The 21949-nt window shown below is 68.3% G+C and carries 26 protein-coding genes; 21 read left to right on the top strand and 5 right to left on the bottom strand.

All coding sequences use genetic code 11. The features are described from left to right. Positions 1 to 2: 2 nt before the first annotated feature. From rplR to truA, 18 genes are all read left to right on the top strand, one after another. Positions 3 to 401, top strand: a complete 399-nt coding sequence (gene rplR / locus IE302_RS27150) for a 50S ribosomal protein L18 (protein ID WP_076163415.1) — start codon at positions 3 to 5, stop codon at positions 399 to 401. Between the two features lie 31 nt (positions 402 to 432). After that, positions 433 to 1077, top strand: coding sequence for a 30S ribosomal protein S5 (rpsE, locus tag IE302_RS27145; protein WP_005166795.1), 645 nt, complete (start codon positions 433 to 435; stop codon positions 1075 to 1077). A gap of 1 nt (position 1078) precedes the next feature. Continuing rightward, entirely contained in the window at positions 1079 to 1264 is a 186-nt protein-coding gene (gene rpmD, locus IE302_RS27140) for a 50S ribosomal protein L30 (protein ID WP_005166796.1), read from the top strand. Beyond that, positions 1261 to 1707: a 50S ribosomal protein L15 gene (gene rplO / locus IE302_RS27135; protein WP_191257269.1), complete on the top strand. Its 447-nt coding sequence runs from the start codon at positions 1261 to 1263 to the stop codon at positions 1705 to 1707. The genes rpmD and rplO overlap by 4 nt, the downstream gene beginning before the upstream one ends. Before the next feature lie 391 nt (positions 1708 to 2098). Beyond that, on the top strand, positions 2099 to 2863 hold the full coding sequence (locus IE302_RS27130) for a hypothetical protein (RefSeq protein ID WP_229907953.1): 765 nt from the start codon (positions 2099 to 2101) through the stop codon (positions 2861 to 2863). A gap of 44 nt (positions 2864 to 2907) precedes the next feature. Then, on the top strand, positions 2908 to 3540 hold the full coding sequence (locus tag IE302_RS27125) for a LysE family translocator (protein ID WP_191257268.1): 633 nt from the start codon (positions 2908 to 2910) through the stop codon (positions 3538 to 3540). A gap of 308 nt (positions 3541 to 3848) precedes the next feature. Beyond that, on the top strand, positions 3849 to 5156 hold the full coding sequence (secY, locus tag IE302_RS27120) for a preprotein translocase subunit SecY (RefSeq protein WP_039919707.1): 1308 nt from the start codon (positions 3849 to 3851) through the stop codon (positions 5154 to 5156). Next, on the top strand, positions 5153 to 5707 hold the full coding sequence (locus IE302_RS27115; protein ID WP_005166801.1) for an adenylate kinase: 555 nt from the start codon (positions 5153 to 5155) through the stop codon (positions 5705 to 5707). Before secY ends, IE302_RS27115 begins: the two co-directional genes overlap by 4 nt. Positions 5708 to 5751: 44 nt before the next feature. Next, complete coding sequence (gene map / locus IE302_RS27110; RefSeq protein ID WP_191257267.1) at positions 5752 to 6528, top strand: type I methionyl aminopeptidase; 777 nt, start codon at positions 5752 to 5754, stop codon at positions 6526 to 6528. A gap of 535 nt (positions 6529 to 7063) precedes the next feature. Next, positions 7064 to 7285, top strand: coding sequence for a translation initiation factor IF-1 (gene infA / locus IE302_RS27105; protein ID WP_005166804.1), 222 nt, complete (start codon positions 7064 to 7066; stop codon positions 7283 to 7285). Between the two features lie 36 nt (positions 7286 to 7321). Then, positions 7322 to 7435, top strand: coding sequence for a 50S ribosomal protein L36 (gene rpmJ / locus IE302_RS27100; protein ID WP_004558882.1), 114 nt, complete (start codon positions 7322 to 7324; stop codon positions 7433 to 7435). Between the two features lie 205 nt (positions 7436 to 7640). Beyond that, entirely contained in the window at positions 7641 to 8021 is a 381-nt protein-coding gene (gene rpsM, locus IE302_RS27095; RefSeq protein WP_005166805.1) for a 30S ribosomal protein S13, read from the top strand. After that, entirely contained in the window at positions 8018 to 8203 is a 186-nt protein-coding gene (locus IE302_RS27090; protein ID WP_005166807.1) for a hypothetical protein, read from the top strand. Before rpsM ends, IE302_RS27090 begins: the two co-directional genes overlap by 4 nt. An 18-nt stretch (positions 8204 to 8221) precedes the next feature. Beyond that, on the top strand, positions 8222 to 8629 hold the full coding sequence (gene rpsK / locus IE302_RS27085) for a 30S ribosomal protein S11 (protein ID WP_004558885.1): 408 nt from the start codon (positions 8222 to 8224) through the stop codon (positions 8627 to 8629). Between the two features lie 23 nt (positions 8630 to 8652). Further along, positions 8653 to 9258: a 30S ribosomal protein S4 gene (gene rpsD / locus IE302_RS27080; protein WP_007031054.1), complete on the top strand. Its 606-nt coding sequence runs from the start codon at positions 8653 to 8655 to the stop codon at positions 9256 to 9258. Between the two features lie 127 nt (positions 9259 to 9385). Next, on the top strand, positions 9386 to 10459 hold the full coding sequence (locus IE302_RS27075) for a DNA-directed RNA polymerase subunit alpha (protein WP_005166811.1): 1074 nt from the start codon (positions 9386 to 9388) through the stop codon (positions 10457 to 10459). A gap of 75 nt (positions 10460 to 10534) precedes the next feature. After that, positions 10535 to 11098, top strand: coding sequence for a 50S ribosomal protein L17 (gene rplQ / locus IE302_RS27070; RefSeq protein ID WP_191257266.1), 564 nt, complete (start codon positions 10535 to 10537; stop codon positions 11096 to 11098). A gap of 73 nt (positions 11099 to 11171) precedes the next feature. Continuing rightward, positions 11172 to 12005, top strand: coding sequence for a tRNA pseudouridine(38-40) synthase TruA (gene truA / locus IE302_RS27065; protein ID WP_229907966.1), 834 nt, complete (start codon positions 11172 to 11174; stop codon positions 12003 to 12005). Here truA and IE302_RS27060 read toward each other — a convergent pair. The 3 genes from IE302_RS27060 to eccE form a co-directional block, all read right to left on the bottom strand. Further along, a complete protein-coding gene (locus IE302_RS27060; RefSeq protein ID WP_191257265.1) occupies positions 11975 to 12934 on the bottom strand; it encodes an endonuclease domain-containing protein in 960 nt (319 codons plus the stop codon). The genes truA and IE302_RS27060 overlap by 31 nt on opposite strands. A gap of 243 nt (positions 12935 to 13177) precedes the next feature. Then, a complete protein-coding gene (locus tag IE302_RS27055; protein ID WP_093938471.1) occupies positions 13178 to 13900 on the bottom strand; it encodes a hypothetical protein in 723 nt (240 codons plus the stop codon). Then, positions 13897 to 15078 (bottom strand): type VII secretion protein EccE, encoded by a 1182-nt coding sequence (gene eccE, locus IE302_RS27050; RefSeq protein WP_191257264.1) that lies wholly within the window; start codon positions 15076 to 15078, stop codon positions 13897 to 13899. The genes IE302_RS27055 and eccE overlap by 4 nt, the downstream gene beginning before the upstream one ends. Positions 15079 to 15609: 531 nt before the next feature. Here eccE and eccB point away from each other — a divergent pair. The 3 genes from eccB to IE302_RS27035 all read left to right on the top strand — a co-directional run bounded on the left by eccB (position 15610) and on the right by IE302_RS27035 (position 18775). Next, the gene (eccB, locus tag IE302_RS27045; RefSeq protein WP_191257263.1) at positions 15610 to 17235 is read left to right on the top strand and encodes a type VII secretion protein EccB; all 1626 of its coding nucleotides are present in this window, start codon (positions 15610 to 15612) and stop codon (positions 17233 to 17235) included. Between the two features lie 68 nt (positions 17236 to 17303). Further along, complete coding sequence (locus IE302_RS27040) at positions 17304 to 17618, top strand: hypothetical protein (RefSeq protein WP_191257262.1); 315 nt, start codon at positions 17304 to 17306, stop codon at positions 17616 to 17618. Between the two features lie 5 nt (positions 17619 to 17623). Beyond that, positions 17624 to 18775: a WXG100 family type VII secretion target gene (locus IE302_RS27035; RefSeq protein WP_191257261.1), complete on the top strand. Its 1152-nt coding sequence runs from the start codon at positions 17624 to 17626 to the stop codon at positions 18773 to 18775. Positions 18776 to 18863: 88 nt separating this feature from the next. Here IE302_RS27035 and IE302_RS27030 read toward each other — a convergent pair whose 3' ends face one another. Both IE302_RS27030 and eccD read right to left on the bottom strand, forming a co-directional pair. Beyond that, a complete protein-coding gene (locus tag IE302_RS27030; protein WP_191257260.1) occupies positions 18864 to 20522 on the bottom strand; it encodes a S8 family serine peptidase in 1659 nt (552 codons plus the stop codon). 23 nt (positions 20523 to 20545) lie between these two features. Beyond that, the gene (gene eccD, locus IE302_RS27025; protein ID WP_191257259.1) at positions 20546 to 21910 is read right to left on the bottom strand and encodes a type VII secretion integral membrane protein EccD; all 1365 of its coding nucleotides are present in this window, start codon (positions 21908 to 21910) and stop codon (positions 20546 to 20548) included. Between the last annotated feature and the right edge of the window lie 39 nt (positions 21911 to 21949).

Raw genomic sequence — 21949 nt, 5'->3', positions numbered from 1 at the left:
TCATGAGCGACACGACTACGAAGCGCAAGCCGGTCGGCAAGGACATCTCGACCCGCCGCCGCGTCGCGAAGGCCCGTCGGCACTTCCGCCTTCGCAAGAAGATCAACGGCACGGACCAGCGTCCGCGCCTGGTCGTCAAGCGTTCGTCGCGGCACATCGCCGTGCAGCTGATCGACGACCTCGCCGGCAAGACCCTGGCGTCGGCGTCCACCCTCGAGGCGGACGTTCGCGCGCTGGACGGCGACAAGAAGGCCAAGGCCGCCAAGGTCGGGGAGCTCGTCGCCGCCCGTGCCAAGAACGCCGGAGTCTCGACCGTGGTGTTCGACCGTGGTGGCAACGCCTACCACGGCCGCATCGCGGCGCTCGCCGACGCTGCCCGTGAGGCGGGGTTGGAGTTCTGATGCAGATGCTCGTGAATGGAAGGACAGCCTGATGCCGGGACGTACACGGCAATTCGGCGGCGGCCAGGGCGGACCCGGCGGGCAGGGCGGCAACGACCGCAATGACCGTCGCGACCGCCGGGACCGGCGCGACAGCGGCCGTGGCGGGGCCGGCCAGGAGAAGACCCCGCACCTTGAGAAGGTCGTGACGATCAACCGCGTCGCCAAGGTCGTCAAGGGTGGTCGTCGCTTCAGCTTCACCGCCCTGGTGGTCGTCGGTGACGGCGACGGTCAGGTCGGCGTCGGCTACGGCAAGGCCAAGGAAGTTCCCGCGGCCATCGCCAAGGGCGTCGAGGAAGCGAAGAAGAACTTCTTCCGCGTTCCCCGCGTCGGTGGCACCATTCCGCACCCGATCCAGGGTGAGGAAGCCGCCGGTGTCGTGCTGCTCCGTCCGGCCTCGGCCGGTACCGGTGTCATCGCCGGTGGCCCGGTGCGCGCGGTGCTGGAGTGCGCGGGTGTCCACGACGTGCTGTCGAAGTCGCTCGGCTCCGACAACGCGATCAACATCGTGCACGCGACCGTGGCGGCCCTGAAGGGTCTGCAGCGTCCCGAAGAGGTCGCGGCCCGCCGCGGTCTCCCGCTCGAGGACGTCGCTCCGGCTCGCATGCTGCGCCAGCGCGCGGGTCAGGGGGTCTGACATGACTCAGCTCAAGGTGACCCAGGTCAAGAGCAAGATCGGCACGAAGCACGCTCACCGCGAGTCGCTGCGCACCCTCGGGCTGCGCAAGATCCGCCAGAGCGTCGTGCGTGAAGACACTCCCCAGGTTCGCGGCCTCATCCACACGGTCCGCCACCTGGTGGAGGTCGAGGAGGTCAAGGCATGACTGCCATCAAGATCCACCACCTTCGTCCGGCTCCGGGCGCGAAGCGCGACAAGATCCGCGTCGGCCGTGGTGAGGGCTCGAAGGGCAAGACCGCCGGTCGCGGTACCAAGGGCACCAAGGCCCGGAAGAACGTGCCCGCCGGTTTCGAGGGTGGGCAGATGCCCATCCACATGCGGCTGCCGAAGCTGCGTGGCTTCAAGAACCGGTTCCGCACCGAGTACCAGCCCGTGAACCTGGGCGACATCGCCCGCGTGTTCCCGGACGGTGGCAAGGTCGGCAACGAGGAGCTCGTCGCGAAGGGTCTTGTTCGCAAGAACAAGCTCGTGAAGGTGCTCGGCAACGGTGACCTGAACGGCGTCAAGCTGGACATCACCGCCGACGCTTTCTCCGGCTCCGCCAAGGAGAAGCTCTCCGCCGCCGGTGGCTCCGCCACCACGCTCTGAGCTCGCTCCCGCTTCACCCGGCTCCCTCCGCTTCGCTGCGGGAGCCTCAGCTTCACCGAAAGGCCCGCCCGGCTCCGCCTGGCGGGCCTTTCGCTTGCGCTCGCTTCGGGTCTCTCGCCTTCGCTTCGCTCGGCTGCGCGGACCTGCGTTTCGCGGGCTAATCGCGCTCCGGTCGCTTCGCTCCGGGCGCTCGCGCCGACTTGCGTTTAGCCCCCTAATCGTGATCCGGCGCCAGGGGAGCGGCCAGGGCCCAGATCGCGATTAGGGGGCTAAACGCAAGTCGCCGGTCGCCCAGGTGCCCGCCGCCCGGATCGCTCTTAGGCCGCTAAAGGCGAGTCGGCCTCGGGCCGCGAGCGTGGCGGGCGGAGGTCTGAGCTGGAAGAATCACGAGGTGGACACACCTCCAGGGCAGGACGGGCAGCCATTCCAGCAGCAGCCGGACGCCCCGCCGACGGTCGTGTCGGTGTCGGGCCCCGCGGATCCGGTGGTCACGTCGACGTCGCACGACCGGCCCGAGCCGCGCCGGTTGGTGGCGGCGGGTCTTGTCGCTTTGGCGATGGTCCTGACCCTCGTCGGCTGTTTCTTCCCGCTCTTCCGCTCGCAGCATCGGACGGACTTCGACCGAGGCCAGAGCTTCGAGCTGCTGACGGTGCAGAGCGCGTGGGGGTCGGAGTTCGTCCAAATGGGAGAGACGTTCAAGCAGTCGGCGATCCCTGTCGGCATCCCTTTGGTTCTCGCGGCTGTTTTGCTCCTCGCCGCCCTCCTCGTCAGCGCTCGGGCGGCTTACCGCCGGCCGAACGGTCTCGACCGGTGGCTGACGACCATCGCCGCGGTGTTCCTCATCGGCGTGGTGGCGACCATCGGAATGCTGGGCATCGGCATCGGAATCGGGCCGAGCATCGAAACGACGACAACGGTCGAAGCGGGCATGTGGGCTCTCTTCGCCGCGGTCGCCGCTTCAGTGGGCGCGGCCATCATGAGTCATCGCGTCCAGGCGGACGAAGTCCCGATGGTCGGGGACCCTGGTCTCGCGGACATGCCGACTCCAAAGGACGGCATCTCCATCACGGTGCTTCCACCGGAGCCGCGGCCCGGGCCGCCGGACTACTCGGCCTTCGCGCCTCCGCCGGATCCCGGCGCGAAGGAGCGCGATTAGCCCGCTAAACGCGCTCTCGTATCGGGGCGCGGAGGAGGTGGCCGATGACTTGGGTGGCGGTCTTTTTCGGAGCGGCCGTGCTCGTGGCTTTTACGCCAGGGGCGAACAACCTGCTCGGCCTGCACCACGGCATGACGCAGGGTGCGGGGAAAGGGCTCGCCGGCCTGCTAGGCCGATTGGCCGCATTCGCGGTGCTGATCGCAGCGGTCGCGGCAGGGCTCGGGCAACTCCTCGCGGCCTCGGAGCTTGCACTCACGGTGATCAAATGGGCAGGCGTCGCCTATCTGCTCTGGATCGGTGGGCGGCTGCTGTGGTCGACGTTCCGTGCCGGACGAACCGCGCTGGTCGCGGCACCACGGGACGCCGAACCCGTATCGGCACTCCGGATCGCGAGGAAGGAGTTCGTCGTCGCGATCACGAACCCGAAGGCGATCCTCATCTTCACGGCGTTCGTGCCCCAGTTCATCGACGCAGCTCACGGCTCATTCCCCGCCCAGATCGCGATTCTCGGCGCCGTCTACCTGCTCGCCGAGTTCGTCGCGGGCGCGACCTACGTCGGAGCCGGCGCGCTCGTGAAGTCGCTCCGGTTGTCCCGCCGGGCGACTCGCAACGTCGATCGCGGCACCGGTGTCGTACTCCTCGGCATGGCCGGCGCTCTCGCCGCTTCGAGCTCCTGATCACGTTGCGTTCAGCGGGCTAACCGCGATCTGATGGTGCCGGAAAGCAGGGAACGACAGGGCGATCTGTCAAGGTTCAGGAGCGAGAAGAGTAAGTCGATCAACCTCGCGGACCAACCTTCGTCCGGAAAACCCACACGCACTGCGGACACGCCCTGTGAAGCTGTTAGAGTCGGCGGCACGCTTCGGGACGAGTGTGCCCCGAAGCGTTCCTGGCTTGTGCCAGAAAGCTGTGTGTTCCCGCCGGCCCCAGGTCGGCCAAGCCGATCGTCGGTAAGACAGCCGACGACGCCGAGGAGGTCCCCCGCGTGCTCAGCGCCTTCCGCTCGGCTCTCGCGACGCCGGATCTACGTAAGAAGATCCTGTTCACGCTAGCCATTGTCGCGGTCTACCGAATCGGTGCCACCATCCCGGCCCCGGGCATCTCGTACTCCGCCGTCCAGAAATGTACGGAGACCGGGTCGCAGGAGGGCGTCTATCAGCTGCTGAACCTGTTCAGCGGCGGTGCGCTGCTGCAGCTGTCGCTGTTCTCGACCGGCATCATGCCGTACATCACGGCGAGCATCATCGTCCAGCTCCTCACCGTGGTCATCCCGCGGTTCGAGGAGCTGAAGAAGGAAGGCCAGTCCGGTCAGGGCAAGCTGACCCAGTACACCCGGTACCTGACGATCGCCCTCGCGGTCCTGCAGGCCACCGGTGTGGTGGCGCTCGCCGACCGCAAGCAGCTCTTCCCGCAGTGTGACACCGCGATCATCCCGGACAACAGCGTCTACACGCTGGCCATCATCGTGATCACGATGACCGCCGGTACCGCCGTCATGATGTGGCTGGGTGAGCTGATCACCGAGCGCGGCGTCGGCAACGGCATGTCCGTCCTCATCTTCCTGAACATCGCGGCCCGCATCCCGATCGAGGGTGGCAACATCCTCAGCAGCGCGGGTGGCGTCGTCTTCGCCCTGATCTGTGTGTTCGGCTTGGTGATCATCGCCAGCGTCATCTTCGTCGAGCAGGGCCAGCGCCGGATCCCGGTGCAGTACGCCAAGCGCATGATCGGCCGCCGCATGTACGGCGGGACCTCGACCTACCTGCCGATCAAGGTGAACCAGGCCGGTGTCATCCCGGTCATCTTCGCCTCGTCGCTGCTCTACCTGCCGGACCTGATCAGCCGCCTCGTCGGCGACGCCAACAGCAACGCCGGTTGGCAGGTCTTCATCCAGAACTACATCGTCAACCAGTCCAGCTGGGCGCACGTCCTGCTGTACTTCGCGTTGATCATCTTCTTCACGTACTTCTACATCACGATCACGTTCAACGTGGACGAGCGTGCGGAAGAGATGAAGAAGTTCGGTGGCTTCATCCCGGGTATCCGCCCGGGGCGCCCCACCGCGGAGTACCTCAGCTACGTCCTCGGCCGGATCACCCTGCCGGGCTCGCTGTACCTGGGCATCATCGCGATCCTTCCGAACTTCTTCCTGTCCGTCACCGGCAGCGGGAACAACCAGAACTTCCCGTTCGGTGGCACGGCTGTGCTGATCATGGTCGGTGTCGGTCTCGACACCGTGAAGCAGATCGAAAGCCAGCTGATGCAACGTAACTACGAAGGGTTCTTGAAGTGACGCGCCTGGTTCTCGTTGGCCCTCCTGGCGCGGGCAAAGGTACTCAGGCGGTAGCACTGTCGGAGAAGCTCCGGATCCCGCACATCTCGACCGGCGACCTGTTTCGCGCCCACGTGGGCGAGCAGACGCCGCTGGGCCAGGAAGCCAAGCGCTACCTGGACTCCGGTGAACTCGTGCCCGACTCGGTCACGAACGAGATGGTGCGTGAGCGTCTCGCCGAACCCGACGCGAAGGTCGGTTTCCTGCTGGACGGGTTCCCCCGGAACACCAAGCAGGCCGATGTCCTCGGTGAGATCCTCGGCGAGGTCGACACCGAGCTGAACGCGGTCATCCAGCTCCAGGTCTCGGAAGACGTCGTCGTCGAGCGGCTGCTGTCCCGCGGTCGTTCGGACGACACCGAAGAGGTCATCCGTCGTCGTCAGCAGATCTACGTATCCGAGACGGCTCCGCTGCTCGAGTACTACGCGGACATCCTGGTCACGGTCGACGGCGTCGGCTCGGTCGACGAGATCTCCGCCCGCGTGCTGGAAGCGCTGCGCGACCGCACGTGAACCTCGGAGGACTGCGTGTACTGCAACGGCTTCGTCGTGGGCGCATGATCGAAATCAAGACCCCCGGTGAGCTCCAGGCGATGCGGGCCGCGGGCCTGGTCGTCTGGCGCACCCTCACCGCGGTGCGGGAGATCGCCAAGCCGGACGTGACCACGGCCGATCTCGACGAACTCGCCGAGCAGACGATCCGCGACGCCGGCGCGGTTCCCTCGTTCAAGGGGTACCACGGCTTCCCGGCGTCGATCTGCGCTTCGGTGAACGAGCAGATCGTCCACGGCATCCCGTCGAAGACGCAGGTCCTGAACGACGGCGACATCATCTCCGTCGACTGCGGCGCGATCCTCGACGGCTGGCACGGCGACTCCGCGGTCACCCTCGCGATCGGCGAGGTATCGAAGGCGGATCTCGCGCTTTCCGCGGCCACCGAGGCCGCCATGTGGGCAGGGATCGCCGCGGTGTCGGCGGGTGGACGGCTCACGGACATCTCGTACGCCGTGCAGACCGCGGCCGAGAAGGCCGGCCGGGACGACGGCATCGAGTACGGGATGATCGTCGAGTACGGCGGTCACGGGATCGGGCGCCAGATGCACATGGACCCGTTCCTGCCGAACCTCGGCAAACCGGGCAAGGGGCCGCGGCTCAAGACCGGGATGGCGCTCGCGATCGAGCCCATGCTCACCGGTGGCGGGGGAGAGACCGTCGAGCTCGAGGACGGGTGGACCGTCGTGACCGCGGACGGCTCGCGGGCGTCACACTGGGAGCACACCGTCGCCATCACCGATGACGGCCCGTGGGTCCTGACCGCCCCCGAAGACTCCTGACCCCTCCACCCCCGGATCGCGTTTAGCCCGCTAAACGCAAGTGCGCCCGGACCTGCGTTTAGCCCCCTAATCGCGCTCCGCCGATCGCGATTAGGGGGCTAAAGGCGAACGCGCCCGGAGCGCGGTTAGGCCGCTAAACGCAAGTCCGTCCGCTGGTCGGCGCAGCGCCCGGGCCCGCCGAAGAGGAGCCTGCCCGCTGCCCCCATCGGGCGCACCCCACCCGCCGAGCGCGCCGGGGCACCCGCCCGACAGAGCGCGTTTAGCCCGCTAAACGCAGGTCGGCGGAGGCGTACGATGGTGGAGGCCGCTTCCGGCGGGCACAGGGGTCACCTAACACAGTTACCCCCCGTTTGGGGCTCACGACACGGGTTGCGTACACTGTCAAGTCGGTGTACTCATCGCGCCCGGATCCTGCGCGCTCGTGAATTCTCGCGAACGGACATTGGACCCGGGCAGGAGTGTGCCGAAGCACCACCCAGCCAAGCACTCAAGCTTTGACTGATCACACAGTGTAGCGACAGGAAATGCGGAGGACATGGGCAAGAAAGACGGGGCCATCGAGGTCGAAGGCCGCGTAGTCGAGCCGCTCCCCAACGCGATGTTCCGCGTCGAGTTGGAGAACGGCCACAAGGTCCTTGCACACATCAGCGGCAAGATGCGGCAGCACTACATCCGCATCCTGCCCGAGGACAGGGTTGTCGTGGAGCTCTCGCCCTACGACTTGTCTCGTGGTCGCATCGTCTACCGCTACAAGTGATCACGACGAGTTAGCACAAGCAGGAGAGCAGGAGACGTGAAGGTCCAGCCGAGCGTCAAGAAGATCTGCGACAAGTGCAAGGTGATCCGCCGTCACGGCCGGATCATGGTGATCTGCGAGAACCTGCGGCACAAGCAGCGGCAGGGCTGATCACTCGCACTCGTACAGAGTGGATTGACGGCTACACAATCTCCCCGCACCTGCCGGGCCGTGCGAACGGCCCGGTTCACCCCCGGACTTCAGGCCGGGGCCGGGACACCCGAAGCGCAAGCCAAGGGCACGACAGGCGAGTCGGTCCCGGGACCGGACGGGGAGCAGACCTGGAGATGAATTCTATGAAGGAGCATCAACGCCAATGGCACGACTCGCTGGCGTAGACCTCCCCCGCGAAAAGCGGTTGGAGATCGCGCTGACCTACATCTACGGCATCGGCCGTACCCGCTCGAAGCAGCTCATCGCGGCTGCCGAGCTCAACGCGGACACTCGCGTCAAGGATCTGAGCGATGACGACCTCGCCAAGCTGCGGGTCTACATCGAAGAGAACTTCAAGGTCGAGGGTGACCTTCGCCGCGAGGTGAACGCCGACATCCGTCGGAAGATCGAGATCGGGTGCTACGAGGGCCTTCGCTGGCGTCGCGGACTTCCCGTCCGTGGCCAGCGGACCAAGACGAACGCCCGCACCCGCAAGGGTCCGAAGAAGACGGTCGCCGGCAAGAAGAAGGCTGGCAAGAAGTGAGCGTCCAGGGCAAGAAGGTCGTGCGGATGGGCGGCGTTCACCGCCGCGGCTCGGCTTGTGTCTCGCCCAAGGCGCTCTACGCCCGCCCGATGGCGCTCCGCAACCTGTACACCGACGCCGGTTCGATCATCCGGCGCGGACAGGCCGAAGCGGTCGCCGCTCACCAAGAGAACGCGCGCTAACAGGAGAACCCTCAGAACATGCCACCGAAGTCTCGTACTGCGGCGGGGGCCAAGAAGGTCCGCCGTAAGGAAAAGAAGAATGTCGCGCACGGTCACGCGCACATCAAGAGCACCTTCAACAACACCATCGTCTCGATCACGGACCCGACCGGTGCCGTGATCGCGTGGGCGTCGAGTGGTCACGTGGGCTTCAAGGGCTCGCGTAAGTCCACCCCGTTCGCCGCGCAGATGGCCGCCGAGAACGCCGCCCGCAAGGCTGCCGAGCACGGCATGAAGAAGGTCGACGTCTTCGTGAAGGGCCCGGGTTCGGGCCGCGAGACGGCGATCCGCTCGCTGCAGGCGGCCGGCCTCGAGGTCGGCACCATCCAGGACGTGACCCCGCAGCCTCACAACGGCTGCCGCCCGCCCAAGCGGCGCCGGGTCTGAGGAACGGGGAGGAGTAAGAAGAAATGGCTCGTTACACCGGCCCCGCGACGCGTATTTCGCGTCGCCTCAAGGTTGACCTCATCGGCGGCGACCAGGCTTTCGAGCGTCGCCCCTACCCGCCGGGCCAGCACGGCCGCGGGCGCATCAAGGAGTCCGAGTACCTCCTGCAGTCGCAGGAGAAGCAGAAGGCTCGCTACACCTACGGCGTTCTCGAGCGTCAGTTCGTCCGGTACTACAAGGAAGCCGTCCGGCGTCCGGGTAAGACCGGTGAGAACCTGCTGCAGATCCTCGAGTCCCGTCTGGACAACGTGATCTACCGCGCCGGCATCGCCCGCACCCGCCGTCAGGCGCGTCAGCTGGTGAGCCACGGCCACTTCCTGGTCAACGGCGTCAAGGTCAACGTCCCGTCCTACCAGGTCACGAAGTGGGACATCATCGACGTGCGGCCGAAGTCGTTCGCGATGCTGCCCTTCGTCGCGGCCAAGGAGTCGTTCGGCGAGCGTCCGGTTCCCGCGTGGCTCCAGGTCGTTCCGTCCAACCTCCGTGTGCTGGTCCACCAGCTCCCGGAGCGCGCTCAGATCGACGTTCCGGTTCAGGAACAGCTGATCGTCGAGCTCTACTCGAAGTGATCCATCACCGGGCCGGAGATCCTCCGGCCCGGTGTGGGTTCGCGCGGCGGCGCCCAGAGTGCGCCGCCGCGTCGCCATCCCTTTCGGTGTCATATGGCGGGCGCCGTTTGGAAAGGAATTAGGAAAGATGCTGATTTCCCAGCGGCCGGCTCTCGGCGAAGAGACGGTCAACGAGACCCGCTCCCGGTTCACCATCGAACCGCTGGAGCCCGGCTTCGGGTACACGCTCGGCAACTCGCTGCGGCGCACGCTGCTGTCGTCCATTCCGGGCGCGGCCGTGACGAGCATCCGCATCGACGGCGTGCTGCACGAGTTCACCACCGTTCCCGGGGTGAAGGAAGACGTCACCGACATCATCCTGAACCTCAAGGAGCTCGTGGTCTCCTCGGAAGAGGACGAGCCGGTCACCATGTACCTGCGCAAGCAGGGCCCCGGTGAGGTCACCGCCGCCGACATCGTGCCCCCGGCCGGTGTCACCGTGCACAACCCGGATCTGCACATCGCGTCGCTGAACGGCAAGGGCAAGCTCGAGATCGAGCTCGTCGTCGAGCGCGGCCGCGGTTACGTTCCGGCCCTGCAGAACAAGCAGGCGGGCGCGGAGATCGGCCGGATCCCGGTCGACTCCATCTACTCCCCGGTGCTGAAGGTGACCTACAAGGTCGAGGCGACCCGTGTCGAGCAGCGCACCGACTTCGACAAGCTGATCCTGGACGTGGAGACGAAGCCGTCGATCACGCCGCGGGACGCCGTCGCGTCGGCCGGTAAGACGCTGGTGGAGCTGTTCGGTCTCGCGCGCGAGCTGAACGTCGACGCCGAGGGCATCGAGATCGGCCCGTCGCCGCAGGAGGCGGACACCATCGCCGCCTACGCGATGCCGATCGAGGACCTGGACCTCACCGTCCGGTCGTACAACTGCCTCAAGCGCGAGGGCATCCACACCGTCGGCGAACTGGTCTCGCGCAGCGAGGCCGACCTGCTGGACATCCGCAACTTCGGTGCGAAGTCGATCGACGAGGTCAAGCTCAAGCTCGTCGGTCTCGGCCTCGCGCTGAAGGACAGCCCGCCCGGGTTCGACCCGACCGCGGCCGCGGCCAGCTACGACGGTGAAGGCTGGTCCGAGGGCGTCGACAGCATCACGGACGGAATTTCGGACAACGGCCACGACGATGGCCAGGACTACGCAGAGACGGAGCAGCTGTAAGGCCAGCTACGGCTCCCTCACCGGTAGGGGTGGGGGAGCCCCGGCCTCCAGCTGTGAGCTGAACGAGGAGAACCGATGCCCACCCCCACAAAGGGACCCCGTCTCGGCGGGTCGCCCGCGCACGAGCGGCTGATCTTGGCCAACCTGGCCACCCAGCTGTTCGAGCACGGCAAGATCACGACGACCGAGGCGAAGGCCCGGCGGGTGCGCCCGCTGGCCGAGAAGCTGATCACGAAGGCGAAGCGGGGCGACCTGCACAACCGTCGTCAGATCCAGCGCATCGTGCGCGACAAGGACGTCGTGCACAAGCTGATCGCCGAGATCGGTCCGTTCTTCGCGGAGCGTCCGGGTGGCTACACCCGGATCACCAAGACGATGGCGCGCAAGGGCGACAACGCCCCCATGGCCGTCATCGAGCTGGTGGCCGAGAAGACCGTCACCGCCGAGGCCGAGGCCGCGCGCAAGACGAAGTTCGCCAAGGACGAGCCGAAGGCTGCCGCCCCGGCCGCCGAGGAGGCCACCGAGGCCCCTGAGGTTGCCGACACGGCCGCCACCGAGGCTCCGGAGGCCACCGAGGCTCCCGCCGCCGACGAGGCCGCTGAGGCCCCCGCCGCGGACGCGGACAGCAAGAAGGACTGACGTCCTGACGGCACCGAACACCCCGGACGAGCCCGCCACTCCCATCGCGGAGGGCGGGCTCGTTCGTCTGCGTCTGGATGTTTCTTACGACGGCACCGATTTCTCCGGCTGGGCGCGGCAGCCCGGGCGGCGCACGGTGCAGGGAGTCCTCGAGGAGGCTCTCGCGAAGCAGCCCCCAGGGGCCTCGGTGCCGAAGTCCGTCGTCGTCGCCGGCCGCACCGATGCCGGTGTGCACGCCGCCGGCCAGGTGGTCCACGTCGACGCGTCGCCTTTAGCAGGCAAAACGCGATCCGGACGCCTGGAACTGGACGAGCAGGGCATTCCTGACCTGGGGCGGATGCGTCATCGCTGGAACCGGTACCTGCCGGGTGACGTGCGAGTGCTGGACGCCCGTGCGGCCGCGCCCGGGTTCGACGCGCGGTTCTCGGCCGTACGGCGGCACTATCGCTACCGCGTTTCGGACGCGCCGTGGGGCGTGGATCCCTTGAGGCGGCACGACACCCTCGCCTGGGGGCGGCCGCTCTCGATCGACGCGATGAACGAGGCGTCGGAGTCTCTCTTGGGGCTTCAGGACTTCGCGGCCTTCTGCAAACAGCGTGAAGGCGGGACGACTATTCGCGAGCTGCAGAAGCTCGCCTGGAGGCGGACCGGACCGCACGCTGTCGAGGTCGACGTCTCCGCTGACGCGTTCTGCCACTCGATGGTGCGCAGCCTGGTGGGGGCGCTGCTCTTGGTCGGTGACGGCCGTCGGCCGCTGGAGTGGCCCGGTGGCGTCTTGGAGAGCCGGACGCGGGACAGCGCTGTCGCCCCCGCGCACGGCCTGACGCTGATGGCCGTCGACTACCCGCCGGACACCGAACTCGCGGCCCGTGCCGATCAAACGCGCGCCATGCGCACCCCCTCCTGACCCGGCCGCGGCACAGTTAGCGGGCTAACCGCGCCGCGACGGGCGCGCCAGACGGCCTCGACGATGCCCTTGAAGTCGTTCACGAGGTCCTCCGCCGTGACGATGACGAACCGCCAGCCCTCGGCTTCCGCGCGTCTTCGGCGTTTGCGGTCGTAGGCGCGTTGCTTTGGCGTGTTGTGCCATTGGCCGTCGTATTCGATGGCGACCTTGTGCTCCTTGTCGCCAAGATCGAGGCGAGCGATGAAATGGCCTTCGCGGGAGAAGACCTCGACCTGAGGTATCGCCGCGATGCCGCCGGCGGCCAGCACGACACGGACTTCCGATTCCGGGGGCGATTCCGCACGCGGGTCGGAGAGCCTCAAAGCGTTACGGGCCAAGCGGATTCCCCGATTCCGGCGTCCGTAGAACTCCGGGTTGAGGTGCAGATCGCTCAACCTGTTGGCTCTCATGTACTGGTCCAGATCCGGGACGCCGATACGGAGTCGTCGCACCCAGCCGGATTTGCGAGGAGAAAGCCGGAGTAGCAGGTCCACCGCGGTCCGGGTTTTGCGTGCGATGCGAATGCCGTTCCACGGTCTCGATTCTTCGGGTTTGATCTCGGTGCGCCGTACCTTGATACCGACGATCGGGCCGAAGCGTTGTTTCTCCGGGACGACCATCTCGACCGGATCGAGGGGCTTGGCCAGCTCGACGCCTTGGACGGTCGCGGCCGATCGTCCGGTCAGGACGGCTTCCGGTGGTGCCAGCAACGCGGCGCCACGGCAACGAAGCTCGTGCGTGACCTCGGTGTCGGCGCGCGTGTAGACGTCCTGGAACAGCCTTCGGACGCTGGAACCACGCAGCTGGCTCGCCGTGATGAGACCCGCCTTGCGCGCCACCGAGCCGCGGAAGACGTCGGGGAGATGAGATGAATCGAAGGGTTTGGTCATGTCGACACAGTGATCGACAAGTCCGACAACCCTCGGCCGTCACGGCCTTTTCGGGGCTGTTTATCCACAACCCCCGGCTTATCCACAGCCGGCGCGATTGCCCCTTGACGGCCAAGTTCCCGCCCCGCGTCGACTTTAGCCGCCTAAACGTCACGCGGGGCCGGACGCAAAACGGGGGCACTGTCCGATGTGGACAGTGTCCCCGAGGAGCGCGGTTAGCCCGCTAAAGTCGACGCGGGTGGGTCAGTCGCCGCGGCGTACCGGGCCCAGGAGCTGCTGCTCTTTCGCGGTGGTGACCAGGCGAAGCGGGCGCCACAGGTTCCGGCCCAAAGCGACGACCTGGTCGTCCTTCAGCGTCGTGAGCTGCTTCATCATCTGCGGCGGGAGCCGCCAGATCCGCGCGGCCAGTTCGGCCTGTCCCGGCGGGAGCCGCTGCATCAGCACCAGGTCGGCCGCGTTCGCGGTCGCCCCGGCCTGCGGGTGCAGGTAAGGCAGCACGTAGACCGTCGTCTGCCACGGCGAACGCGGCGGGAACAGGTCCTGCGGTGTCGGGCCGCCGTCGGTAACCACCAGCAGCGGCGCGTCCTCGGACGGGCGCGGGAGATCCACCGGCGACAGCCGCCGGATCTGCACCAGCGGCGACGGCCTGCCGTTGGGCTGATTCCCCGCGGCCTGCGGGAGGACCTGCCACGCGGCCGGGCGACCGGTCGCCACGACGACCCACGCCCCGACCGCCATCGCCCGCAGCGCGACCTGGCGAGCCAGGTAGAGGCCGCCGACCAGCACGATCCGGGTCGGCGTCGACCGCAGCGCGGAAATCGTCAGCGGCTCGCCCTTGAGCCCGGAGCCAAGGACGATGCCGCCCCGGTCGCCGGACGGGCTGATCGCGTCGAGCATCGCCGGGTCGACGGTGAATTCCGGAGCGACACCGGCGCTCTGGCCCGCGTCGCGCATGCGGGTGCTCATGCCGTGCCTCCGATCGGCAAAGTCGCGGAGAACCCGGAGATCTGCAGGCCCCGCAACGGCGTCAGCGCCACACCCAGCTTGTCCGAGACACTCTGCAGCCGCTGGTCGGCGGCATCCAGTTCACGCGGATTCCGCGCGCTCAGGCGAACGATTCCCCGCAGGCCGATCTTGCCCTCGTCGGCGGACGGCGAGATCGACATCGCCACCGTCGCTGACAGCGCGCGGACACTGGTCAGCGCGTTCAGGCTGCCGCTGATCTTGCCCTTCGGCCAGCTGGTGATCGCGTAGCTCGCGTGCCCGATGCCCGCCGCGGTGACGCCGGTCCAGCGTTCCTGCAGACCGACTTTCGCGGGCGAACCGGCGACCGCGGTCAGTTCCGCGGCCGAAATGCTGGACCGCAGCAGCTCGTCCGGATCGAGCGGCCGGGTCGGCACGCCCTGCGACTCCAACGCGTTGCGCACCCGCGACAGCGCACCGATCAGCGCGCGATGCGCACCGACGACGCCGCCGCCGCGTTCGCGGATGGCGGCCGGGCACCGGCGCGGGTCGAGCCGGATGGCGACCCAGGTCGTCCGGCGGGCCGCCGCGGGAAGCGGGCCGAGCACCTCCATGTAGGAGCTCAGCGCCGGCGAGTCCGACGGAAGCGCGGCGCTGCCCGGGTAGCAGTGCCAGATCATCTGGATCGAGTCGAGGACCACGCCGCGGTCTTCGAGGCAAGGTGCGAGCGCGGACAGCGGCAGGCTGGGCGCGCCACCGGCCTGGGTGATCAGCGCGGGCGCGGGCTCGACGAGCAGGACCGCGGTCCACGTGCCGTCGTGCCAGGCGAGGCCGACCTGCTGGCGTTCGTGGTCCACACCGTGCGCGACGACGAGGTCGGGGACGGCGAGACGAAGCAGGTTCACGCGGGCATCGTCAGGGCCGGTGACGGCGTCCTCTTCGGCGGCGAGCTCCTCGATACTGCTCGGCGGAAGGGGATTCGCCACCCGATCGTGCGAACGGAACATGTACCGCATGGTGAGTCCAGCCCATTGGGTGAACCAGCGGCCGCCCCAGCGCAGGAACGCGATGATGATCGCGAAGCCGAGTACGCCGATCGCGATCCACTTCAGCTTCATGTCGATCGCGAGCAGGACGAGACCGATCGCGAGCCCGAGTTCGAGCACGACCAGGTTCGCCACGGGCAGCGGACCGAGATTGATCCCGCCGGTCCGTCGCCGCGTGGGCGCGGCGATCCGCGCCGCCGGAGCGGGCGGGGGACCGGGCTGCGGGCCGGGGCCACCGGACGGGGGGCCGCCGGGGCCTCCCGGGCCACCGGGACCACCAGGTCCGCCGGGCCCTCCCGGACCACCAGGTCCTCCCGGGCCGCCAGGACCCTGCGGTCCGCCGGGCCCTCCAGGGCCACCGGGACCGCGAGGAACACCGGGACCACCCGGGCCTCCGGCCGGGCCGCCAGGGCCGCCCGGTCTCCCGGGCCTCGGCGGCGGCCCCGGCGGACGACCAGGAGGTTGCGGCCCCGGAGGGCCGGGCGGACGTGGAGGAGTGGTGACGGACATCCGCGCTTTCTCTTCCCCTCGTGCGTGCTGCGTACCCGGAAAGCCGGTCCCGAGGAATCTGACACTAGCTGGAGTTGGTAGAAACCCCACACCAGACGGTCCCCGTACGGCTATCCTGCGGAACCGTACCGCGACGGGGAGGACTGTAGGTCGAGAATGCCATCAACACCGACTACTAAGTCTCAAGTTCAGGCTTATCAGTTCGTTCTGCGCCGGATGCAATCCGCGCTGGTCCGTCGCGACGCCGTCATGCTCCACGACCCGATGCGCACGCACACGCGTGCGACCATCGTGGGTGTCGTGCTGGCCGCGCTGGGCGTCCTGGTCTTCGTCATCTGGGGACTCTTGAGCCCCAAACCGTCCGTGCCGGACGCGGGCAACATCGTCATCGGCGAGCAGTCCGGGACGGTGTACGTCGTGGCGGGGAACCCGAAGAAACTCGTCCCGACCTTCAACCTCGCCTCCGCGCGGCTGCTGATCATCGCGCAGTCCAAGCAGGGGGCGCAGCAGGCGGGGAGCAAGCCTTCCGGGCCGCAACAGGCTTCCGAAGTGAAGAACCCCACAGTCGTCTCGGACGAACAGCTGAAGAACATCCCGCGGGGTCAGCTCATGGGCATTCCCAACGGCCCGCAGCTGATGCCGACGGAATCCCAGCGCGCCAGCTCGGACTGGGGCGTGTGCGACGAGGTCATGTACGACCCGACGGTGCCGCAGCCCGATCTGACGAAAACGGAGACGACCGTCTACGCGGGGGTGAAGCAGCTCGGGAACCGTGAGCTCGGTCAGAACGAGGCGCTGCTGGCCCAGGGCACCAACGGCAGGAGCTATCTGATCTACCGGCTGGCGGCGAATCCCAACCTGCCGAACGCCAACGCCGTCAAGGCCGAGATCAAGGCGGACGCGGCCGCCGTCCGCGCCGCGTTGAAGCTGCCGGACCAGCCGCGCGGCATCTCCCAGGGTCTGCTGGACGCGATTCCCGAGGTGCCGGAGCTGAAGCTGCCGGACGTCCCGGGCAAGGGGGAGACCCCCAACTACGAGATCGAAGGCATGAGGGTCGGCGACGTCTTCTCCACGGAGCAGGCCGACGGCCGGAAGGACTTCCACCTCATCCTGAAGGAAGGGGTCCAGCCCGTTTCGTCCGCGGTCGCGGACATCGTCCAGACCGGCAAGAACGACGGCAGCACCTCGGTGAGGTCCTTGGCTCAGGGCGCGATCCGCAACATCGCGCGGGTGGTCGCGGGGCAGCAGGGCTTCGTCCAGCTCGACGGGTACCCCCAGGCCGTGCCGACGGTGCTCAACGCGACCCAGGGTTCCAGGGTCTCCTGCCTGAGCTGGTCCATCACCGGTGAAGGCGCCAGCCGGGACGGGCACACCGCGGTCTACGTCGACGACAAGCTGCCGAAGGGCAGGAACGCGGACGGGTCCGCGCCCGGCATCAAGATCGGTACTCCCGGCCCGGTCGGCGCGCCGATCAACAGCTTCTACATGGAGCCCGGCTACGCGGCGGTCGTCCAGTCGGCGACCGGCAAGGAGACCTTCGACAAGGGGCCGATCCAGCTGATCTCCGATCGCGGCATCCGCTACGGCGTTCCCGACGCCGTGACGGCGGACTCGATCGGGCTCAACAAGCGCGTTCCCGCGCCCGAGTCCATCGTCAGGATCCTGCCCACCGGTGCTTCGCTGAACACGCAGGACGTCCTTCGCACCTTCGACACGGTGCCGATCGACGACAGGGCGGGCTCGGTCGTCACGCAGTCGCAGAACGCTCCCGCGGGCAACTGATCGCGGGAACCCCTTGGACGGCGCGCGCGTCTCAACGCCCAAGCGGTATCGGGTGAGTGGAGGGTGCAGTGGCCGGCCTGAAGATCGACGGCACCGTCGTCGTTGACTATGCGAAGCGGGTGGACGCGGCCGCCGGAGAGCTCGAGCTGGCGGCCGCCGAGGTGTCCGGGGATGGCATCACCGTCGAGTCCCATGGTGCGCTAGGGGAGGAATTGGGCCTCGGCGCGTCTTACGGACGCGCGGCCGAGGCCATCCGACGTCAGCTTGAGGAAGGCGCGGCGGCGTTGAGGTCGGCGTCGGAGGCCCTGCACACAGTGACCACGAGACACGCCGGGCACGACGAAGAGGCCGCCCAGATGATCAAACGCGCCGTGGAGCTCTGAACCGCATGATCGCCGAGTCGGAGAACCCGACCGATTCCATCCCGCACCCTAAGGCCGCCCGCGCCGCCGCCGCTCCCGAAGCGGACCCGAGCGCGTTTAGCCCGCTAAACGCGACGGGGGCGGGCGGGGAGGACCTGGTCGAGGCCGCGGCACCGCATCTCGCCTTCGTCTCCGAGTTGTCCGGCCACCTGGGACTGATCGACCCCGTCGAGGCCTACCTGACACCGCTGGCCGGGCGTTGGGAGGACTTGAAGGAGGAGGCGGACCGGCTCCGGAAAGCGGCAGCGACCGCGGGCACCGTCTCGAAGGAACTGTCGGAGGATCTCGGCCGCCTCGACGCCGGCTGGTCCGGCAAGGACGCCGACGCGTTCGTCGCGTACATCGGGGACATCAAGATCGCGGGCTCCGACGTCGAAGACGCCCTCACCACGCTGGCGGGTTCGCTCGACGAGCTGGTGCTGTCGATCCGCCGCATCCTGACCGACCTCGTCGAGGTTCTGGTCGACACGGCCGAACTGACTTCCGAAACCGCGATGCTGCCGGTCGGCGGCGTCCGGCGGGCACGGACTCAGCTGGAGGAGGCGCAGGAGTCGGCCAAGGCGCTGTACGAAGCCGCTCGCAACGTCATCGAGGGCTTCGTCCGGCTTTGTGATGGCGTCGACGATCCTGACGGCGCGTCGCGGAGCATCGAGATCGCTCATCGGTACCCGCAGGACGAGTTCAAGCTCCACGACGAGTCCGCGCCGACGAGCGCGCCGCCGCAGGAGAAGGCCGCCATCGAAGGGGATTCCGACGCCGGGACAGAGGAACAGTCGACGTCGCCGTCCGCGGCCGATCCCGCCGACGGCCGGAAGACCGGGTCGCAGGAACCGCTGATCGAGCAAGGTCAGGCGCCGATCCCGGAGGTCGCGCCCGTGCAGGCGGCTCCGGCTCCGGGGCAGGTCGCCGGGTCCGGATCGGCGATGATGCCGATGGGGATGGCGCCCATGATGGGGATGGGCGCGGGCGGCGGAGGCGGGATGGCGCATCAGTCGAAGACGCGGCCCGCCTCGAAACCGTCCGATGTGGTCGGTGAGCCCGGTCAGGTCGTCCCCCCGGTGATCGGCGAAGACGACGCCCCGAAGAAACCCGCTCCGAAGCCCAAGCCCGCCAAGTAGTTGCCCCCACAGGCGGGCGCGACTTTCGCGGGCTAATCGTGATCCGCCCGGGCGGATCACGATTAGCCCGCGAAAGTCGCTTTGTGCTTTAGGGGGTCTTGCGGCCCGGGGCGGTGGTCGGCCGGTTGCGGCGGACCGAGTGCACCACGAACAGCGTGACGAGCAGAGCCACCAAGCCCCCGCCGGTCCCGGCGAGCGCGACGATCATCGGGGCGGAATCCCGGTCGTTCGACGGCGGCAGGTTCGAGGGCAGCGGAACCGCCTTGGCCTTGTCCGCCTCTGACGGCACGATCGCCGTCAGCGCAGCGATCGGGTCGACGACCCCGAAGCCGACGAAGTTGTCCCGGCCGCCCGGCGCCGCGGGGTGCTGCGCCGTCGCCTTGATCCGGTTCATCACCTCACGGGCCTGCAGCCCGGGGAACTTCGCGCGCACGAGGGCGGCCAGTCCGGCGACGTACGGGGCGGCGAAGCTGGTCCCTTGGATGGGGCCGGGGTCCTTGCCGCCTTCGATGGTCAGGTTGGCCAGGCTGCTCGACCCCTCCGCGGGGTCCAGCGAAATGATCTTCGTGCCGGGAGCCGCTACGGACACCCACGGCCCGTTGACGCTGAATTCCGCGACGCCGCCGGTGTCGTCGATCGCCGCGACGGACAGCACGTCGTCGGCGAACCACGGCGGCGTGACGATCATTCTGGGCGCCCGGGGATCCGGCTGGTCGTTCTGCGGGCAATTGTCACCGACGTTGCCCGCCGCCGCGACCACGACCACGTTCTGGTTGACGGCGTAGTTCACCGCGGCCTGCAACTGCTGTTCGCCCAAGGTGATCTTGCCGTCGGCCCGACGACAGTTGTCGACCGACATGTTGATCACCTGGGCGCCCCTGTCGACGGCCCGGACCACGGCCTGCGCGAGCGTCTTCAGCGTGCCCGCGGTCTTGCCCTGCTCCTGCTGCCGTCCACCCTTGTCCTGGACCGGCCCCGTTCCGTCCGCCGCGCCGCCGACAGCGCCGTTTCCCTGCGAGGAGGGCGGAAGCTGCGAGCCCGGCGGGTTGTTCGACGACCCGGGAGGGGCGGAGTTGGACGGAGGCGGAGGCGGCGGCTCCGGCTTCTTCTCCGCCTCCTCGTAGTTCTGACTCGACTGACGGATGGACATGATCGTGGCGTCCGGCGCGACACCGCGGAACCCGATGCTCTTGTCGGGCGGGTTCGCGGCGATGATCCCCGCCACCTCGGTGCCGTGGCCGTCGCAGTCCTCGAGGCCCGGTGCCTTGCCACCGTTGGGAGTCGCGACGTAGTCGCCCCCCGATTCGACAGGATTCTTGAAGTAGGGGTGCGCGGTGACGCCGGTGTCGATCACGGCGACCTTGACACCTCCGCCGATCGAACCGGTGGCGCCGGTCATCAGCTCGTGCACCTTCTGGATCTGCAGGTACTCCTGGCCCCACGGCCGGCTCTTGATGTCGACCTGGTCGCCGCCGAGCTTGCTGCGCTGCACGCACAGTGTCTTCTGCTCGTAGGTCTTGTCCGGCTTGCCCTCGTCGTTCGGCTTCTTGGTCGGGTCCACCAGGGGTGGAGTCGCGTAGTAGCCACCGGCGTCCGGCGCGACGCTGCTTTGCTGCGCCCACGCCGGAAGCGCCACCGACGCCGGCGAGAGAACACCGATACCGGCCGCCAGCAGCACCGTTCCGGTACGTCCGGCGAGGCCGAGGTGGCGGACGCGCGTCCCCCTGGACTTCCGCGCTGCGGCCATCAGAGCATCATCCGATCGGGTCGTCACTTGAAATTGAGGTGGCGCAGCGTGGTGTAGAGATCCATGACGCCGAGCGCCAGCGGGAGCACCGTCGCGATGAAGACGGCCTCGAAGATCTCCACCGTCCGCCGCAGCGGCGGCGAGAAGCGCTGGTTCGGGAAGATCACGCCGACCACGAGCGCGCCGGCGCCGATCAGCAGCAGCGCGCCGAACACGAACAGGACCCGGTTCAGCGGGCTCGCCGACCACATCCAGCCGAGCAGGATGCCCGCGCCGGACACCATGCCGGTGGTCAGCAGGGCGATGGCCTGCGCGCCGTTCGCGTACGCCCGGGCCCTCAGGAGCAGGACCAGCGTGGCGATCACGCCGAGGATCGGGCCGAAGACCGTGGGCGACGTCGAGGCGATGATCGCGAACAGTGCCGTGGCCGCGCCGCAGCCGGTCAGCAGACCGGTCATGTACTCGTGCGCGACCGCGGTACGGCGTTCGATGGCGCGGTAGTCCGGGAAGCCCGAATCTTCCTTGAGTTCTTCGGCGCTACCGGGGACGTGCGGCGTCGGCAGCGCGGCGAGCTTGATCGTCGCGCGCGGCAGCAGCGAGATGCAGGCCAGCGAGAACGCGGTGGCGCCCGCGGCGATCCCGGCGATCGGGGTGTCGATGAGCGTCGCGGCCAGGAACGTCAGCGCCGAGATCGTCGCCGTCGTCGCGGCGGCGATGAAGGTGGTGATCCCGTGCCCGATGACGAGGATGCAGACCGCCGCCACGATGATCACGAGAGCGCTCGCGAGCAGCAGGTTCGCCCACAGGGACAGCCCCGGCACGATGTAGAAGCCGCTGACGAAGGCCAGCGGGAGACCGCCTGTCGCGGCGATCAGCACGCCCGTCGCCTCGGCCTGGTAGGCCTTGGCCAGCGTCGCGCCGACCGCGACGCACGCGATCGCGCCGACACCGCCCGCGATCGCGGCGGCGAGTCCGTTGCCGCCGTAGAACGACCCGCTGGTGAAGAGCGCGAGTGCCGAGAAGAACAGCGCCAGGCCGCCGGCGATGTGCCCGAAGCGGCGCGCCGTCTCCTTGGTCCACGGACGGAAGCTGTCCGGGGAGGATTCGGCGATCGCGTCGACGACGTCGTCGTACAGCGGCGGCGGCGGATTCTCGTTGCGTTTGCGCAGCTGGAGCAGTTCGCCGTCGACGACACCGAGGGACGCGAGGGTCCGGCTCGGGTCGAGCGGCGCGTCGCCCAGCTTCGCCAACGCCCAGCCACCGTGGCGGGCGCCGCCGTCCGGCGTCGCCTCCTTCGCCATTTCCAACAGCATGGGCAGCAGGTCCGCCACCGCGACGTCAGCCGGCAAAGCCACGTCGATCCGGGTGCGTGGCGCGACCACCGTCACCCTGCTGAATACCGTCGTGCCCGTTGCCACTGCCTTCCC

The organism is Amycolatopsis oliviviridis (assembly GCF_014654365.1).
Lineage (GTDB): Bacteria > Actinomycetota > Actinomycetes > Mycobacteriales > Pseudonocardiaceae > Amycolatopsis > Amycolatopsis oliviviridis.
Note: the sequence above shows the minus strand (reverse complement) of the source record. Positions and strands in the feature narration are given on the sequence as shown.

Bases quoted from the DNA above. Each gene is read 5' to 3' on its own strand.
- IE302_RS27055 (WP_093938471.1), bottom strand. From the start codon at position 13,900: ATGAGCACCCGCATGCGCGACGCGGGCCAGAGCGCCGGTGTCGCTCCG.
- rplO (WP_191257269.1), top strand. From the start codon at position 1,261: ATGACTGCCATCAAGATCCACCACCTTCGTCCGGCTCCGGGCGCGAAG.
- IE302_RS27075 (WP_005166811.1), top strand. From the start codon at position 9,386: ATGCTGATTTCCCAGCGGCCGGCTCTCGGCGAAGAGACGGTCAACGAG.
- IE302_RS27035 (WP_191257261.1), top strand. From the start codon at position 17,624: ATGATCGCCGAGTCGGAGAACCCGACCGATTCCATCCCGCACCCTAAG.
- IE302_RS27125 (WP_191257268.1), top strand. From the start codon at position 2,908: ATGACTTGGGTGGCGGTCTTTTTCGGAGCGGCCGTGCTCGTGGCTTTT.
- rpsD (WP_007031054.1), top strand. From the start codon at position 8,653: ATGGCTCGTTACACCGGCCCCGCGACGCGTATTTCGCGTCGCCTCAAG.
- rplR (WP_076163415.1), top strand. From the start codon at position 3: ATGAGCGACACGACTACGAAGCGCAAGCCGGTCGGCAAGGACATCTCG.
- rpsE (WP_005166795.1), top strand. From the start codon at position 433: ATGCCGGGACGTACACGGCAATTCGGCGGCGGCCAGGGCGGACCCGGC.
- map (WP_191257267.1), top strand. From the start codon at position 5,752: ATGATCGAAATCAAGACCCCCGGTGAGCTCCAGGCGATGCGGGCCGCG.
- IE302_RS27060 (WP_191257265.1), bottom strand. From the start codon at position 12,934: ATGACCAAACCCTTCGATTCATCTCATCTCCCCGACGTCTTCCGCGGC.
- rplQ (WP_191257266.1), top strand. From the start codon at position 10,535: ATGCCCACCCCCACAAAGGGACCCCGTCTCGGCGGGTCGCCCGCGCAC.
- IE302_RS27030 (WP_191257260.1), bottom strand. From the start codon at position 20,522: ATGGCCGCAGCGCGGAAGTCCAGGGGGACGCGCGTCCGCCACCTCGGC.
- rpsM (WP_005166805.1), top strand. From the start codon at position 7,641: ATGGCACGACTCGCTGGCGTAGACCTCCCCCGCGAAAAGCGGTTGGAG.
- eccB (WP_191257263.1), top strand. From the start codon at position 15,610: ATGCCATCAACACCGACTACTAAGTCTCAAGTTCAGGCTTATCAGTTC.
- infA (WP_005166804.1), top strand. From the start codon at position 7,064: ATGGGCAAGAAAGACGGGGCCATCGAGGTCGAAGGCCGCGTAGTCGAG.
- rpmD (WP_005166796.1), top strand. From the start codon at position 1,079: ATGACTCAGCTCAAGGTGACCCAGGTCAAGAGCAAGATCGGCACGAAG.
- rpsK (WP_004558885.1), top strand. From the start codon at position 8,222: ATGCCACCGAAGTCTCGTACTGCGGCGGGGGCCAAGAAGGTCCGCCGT.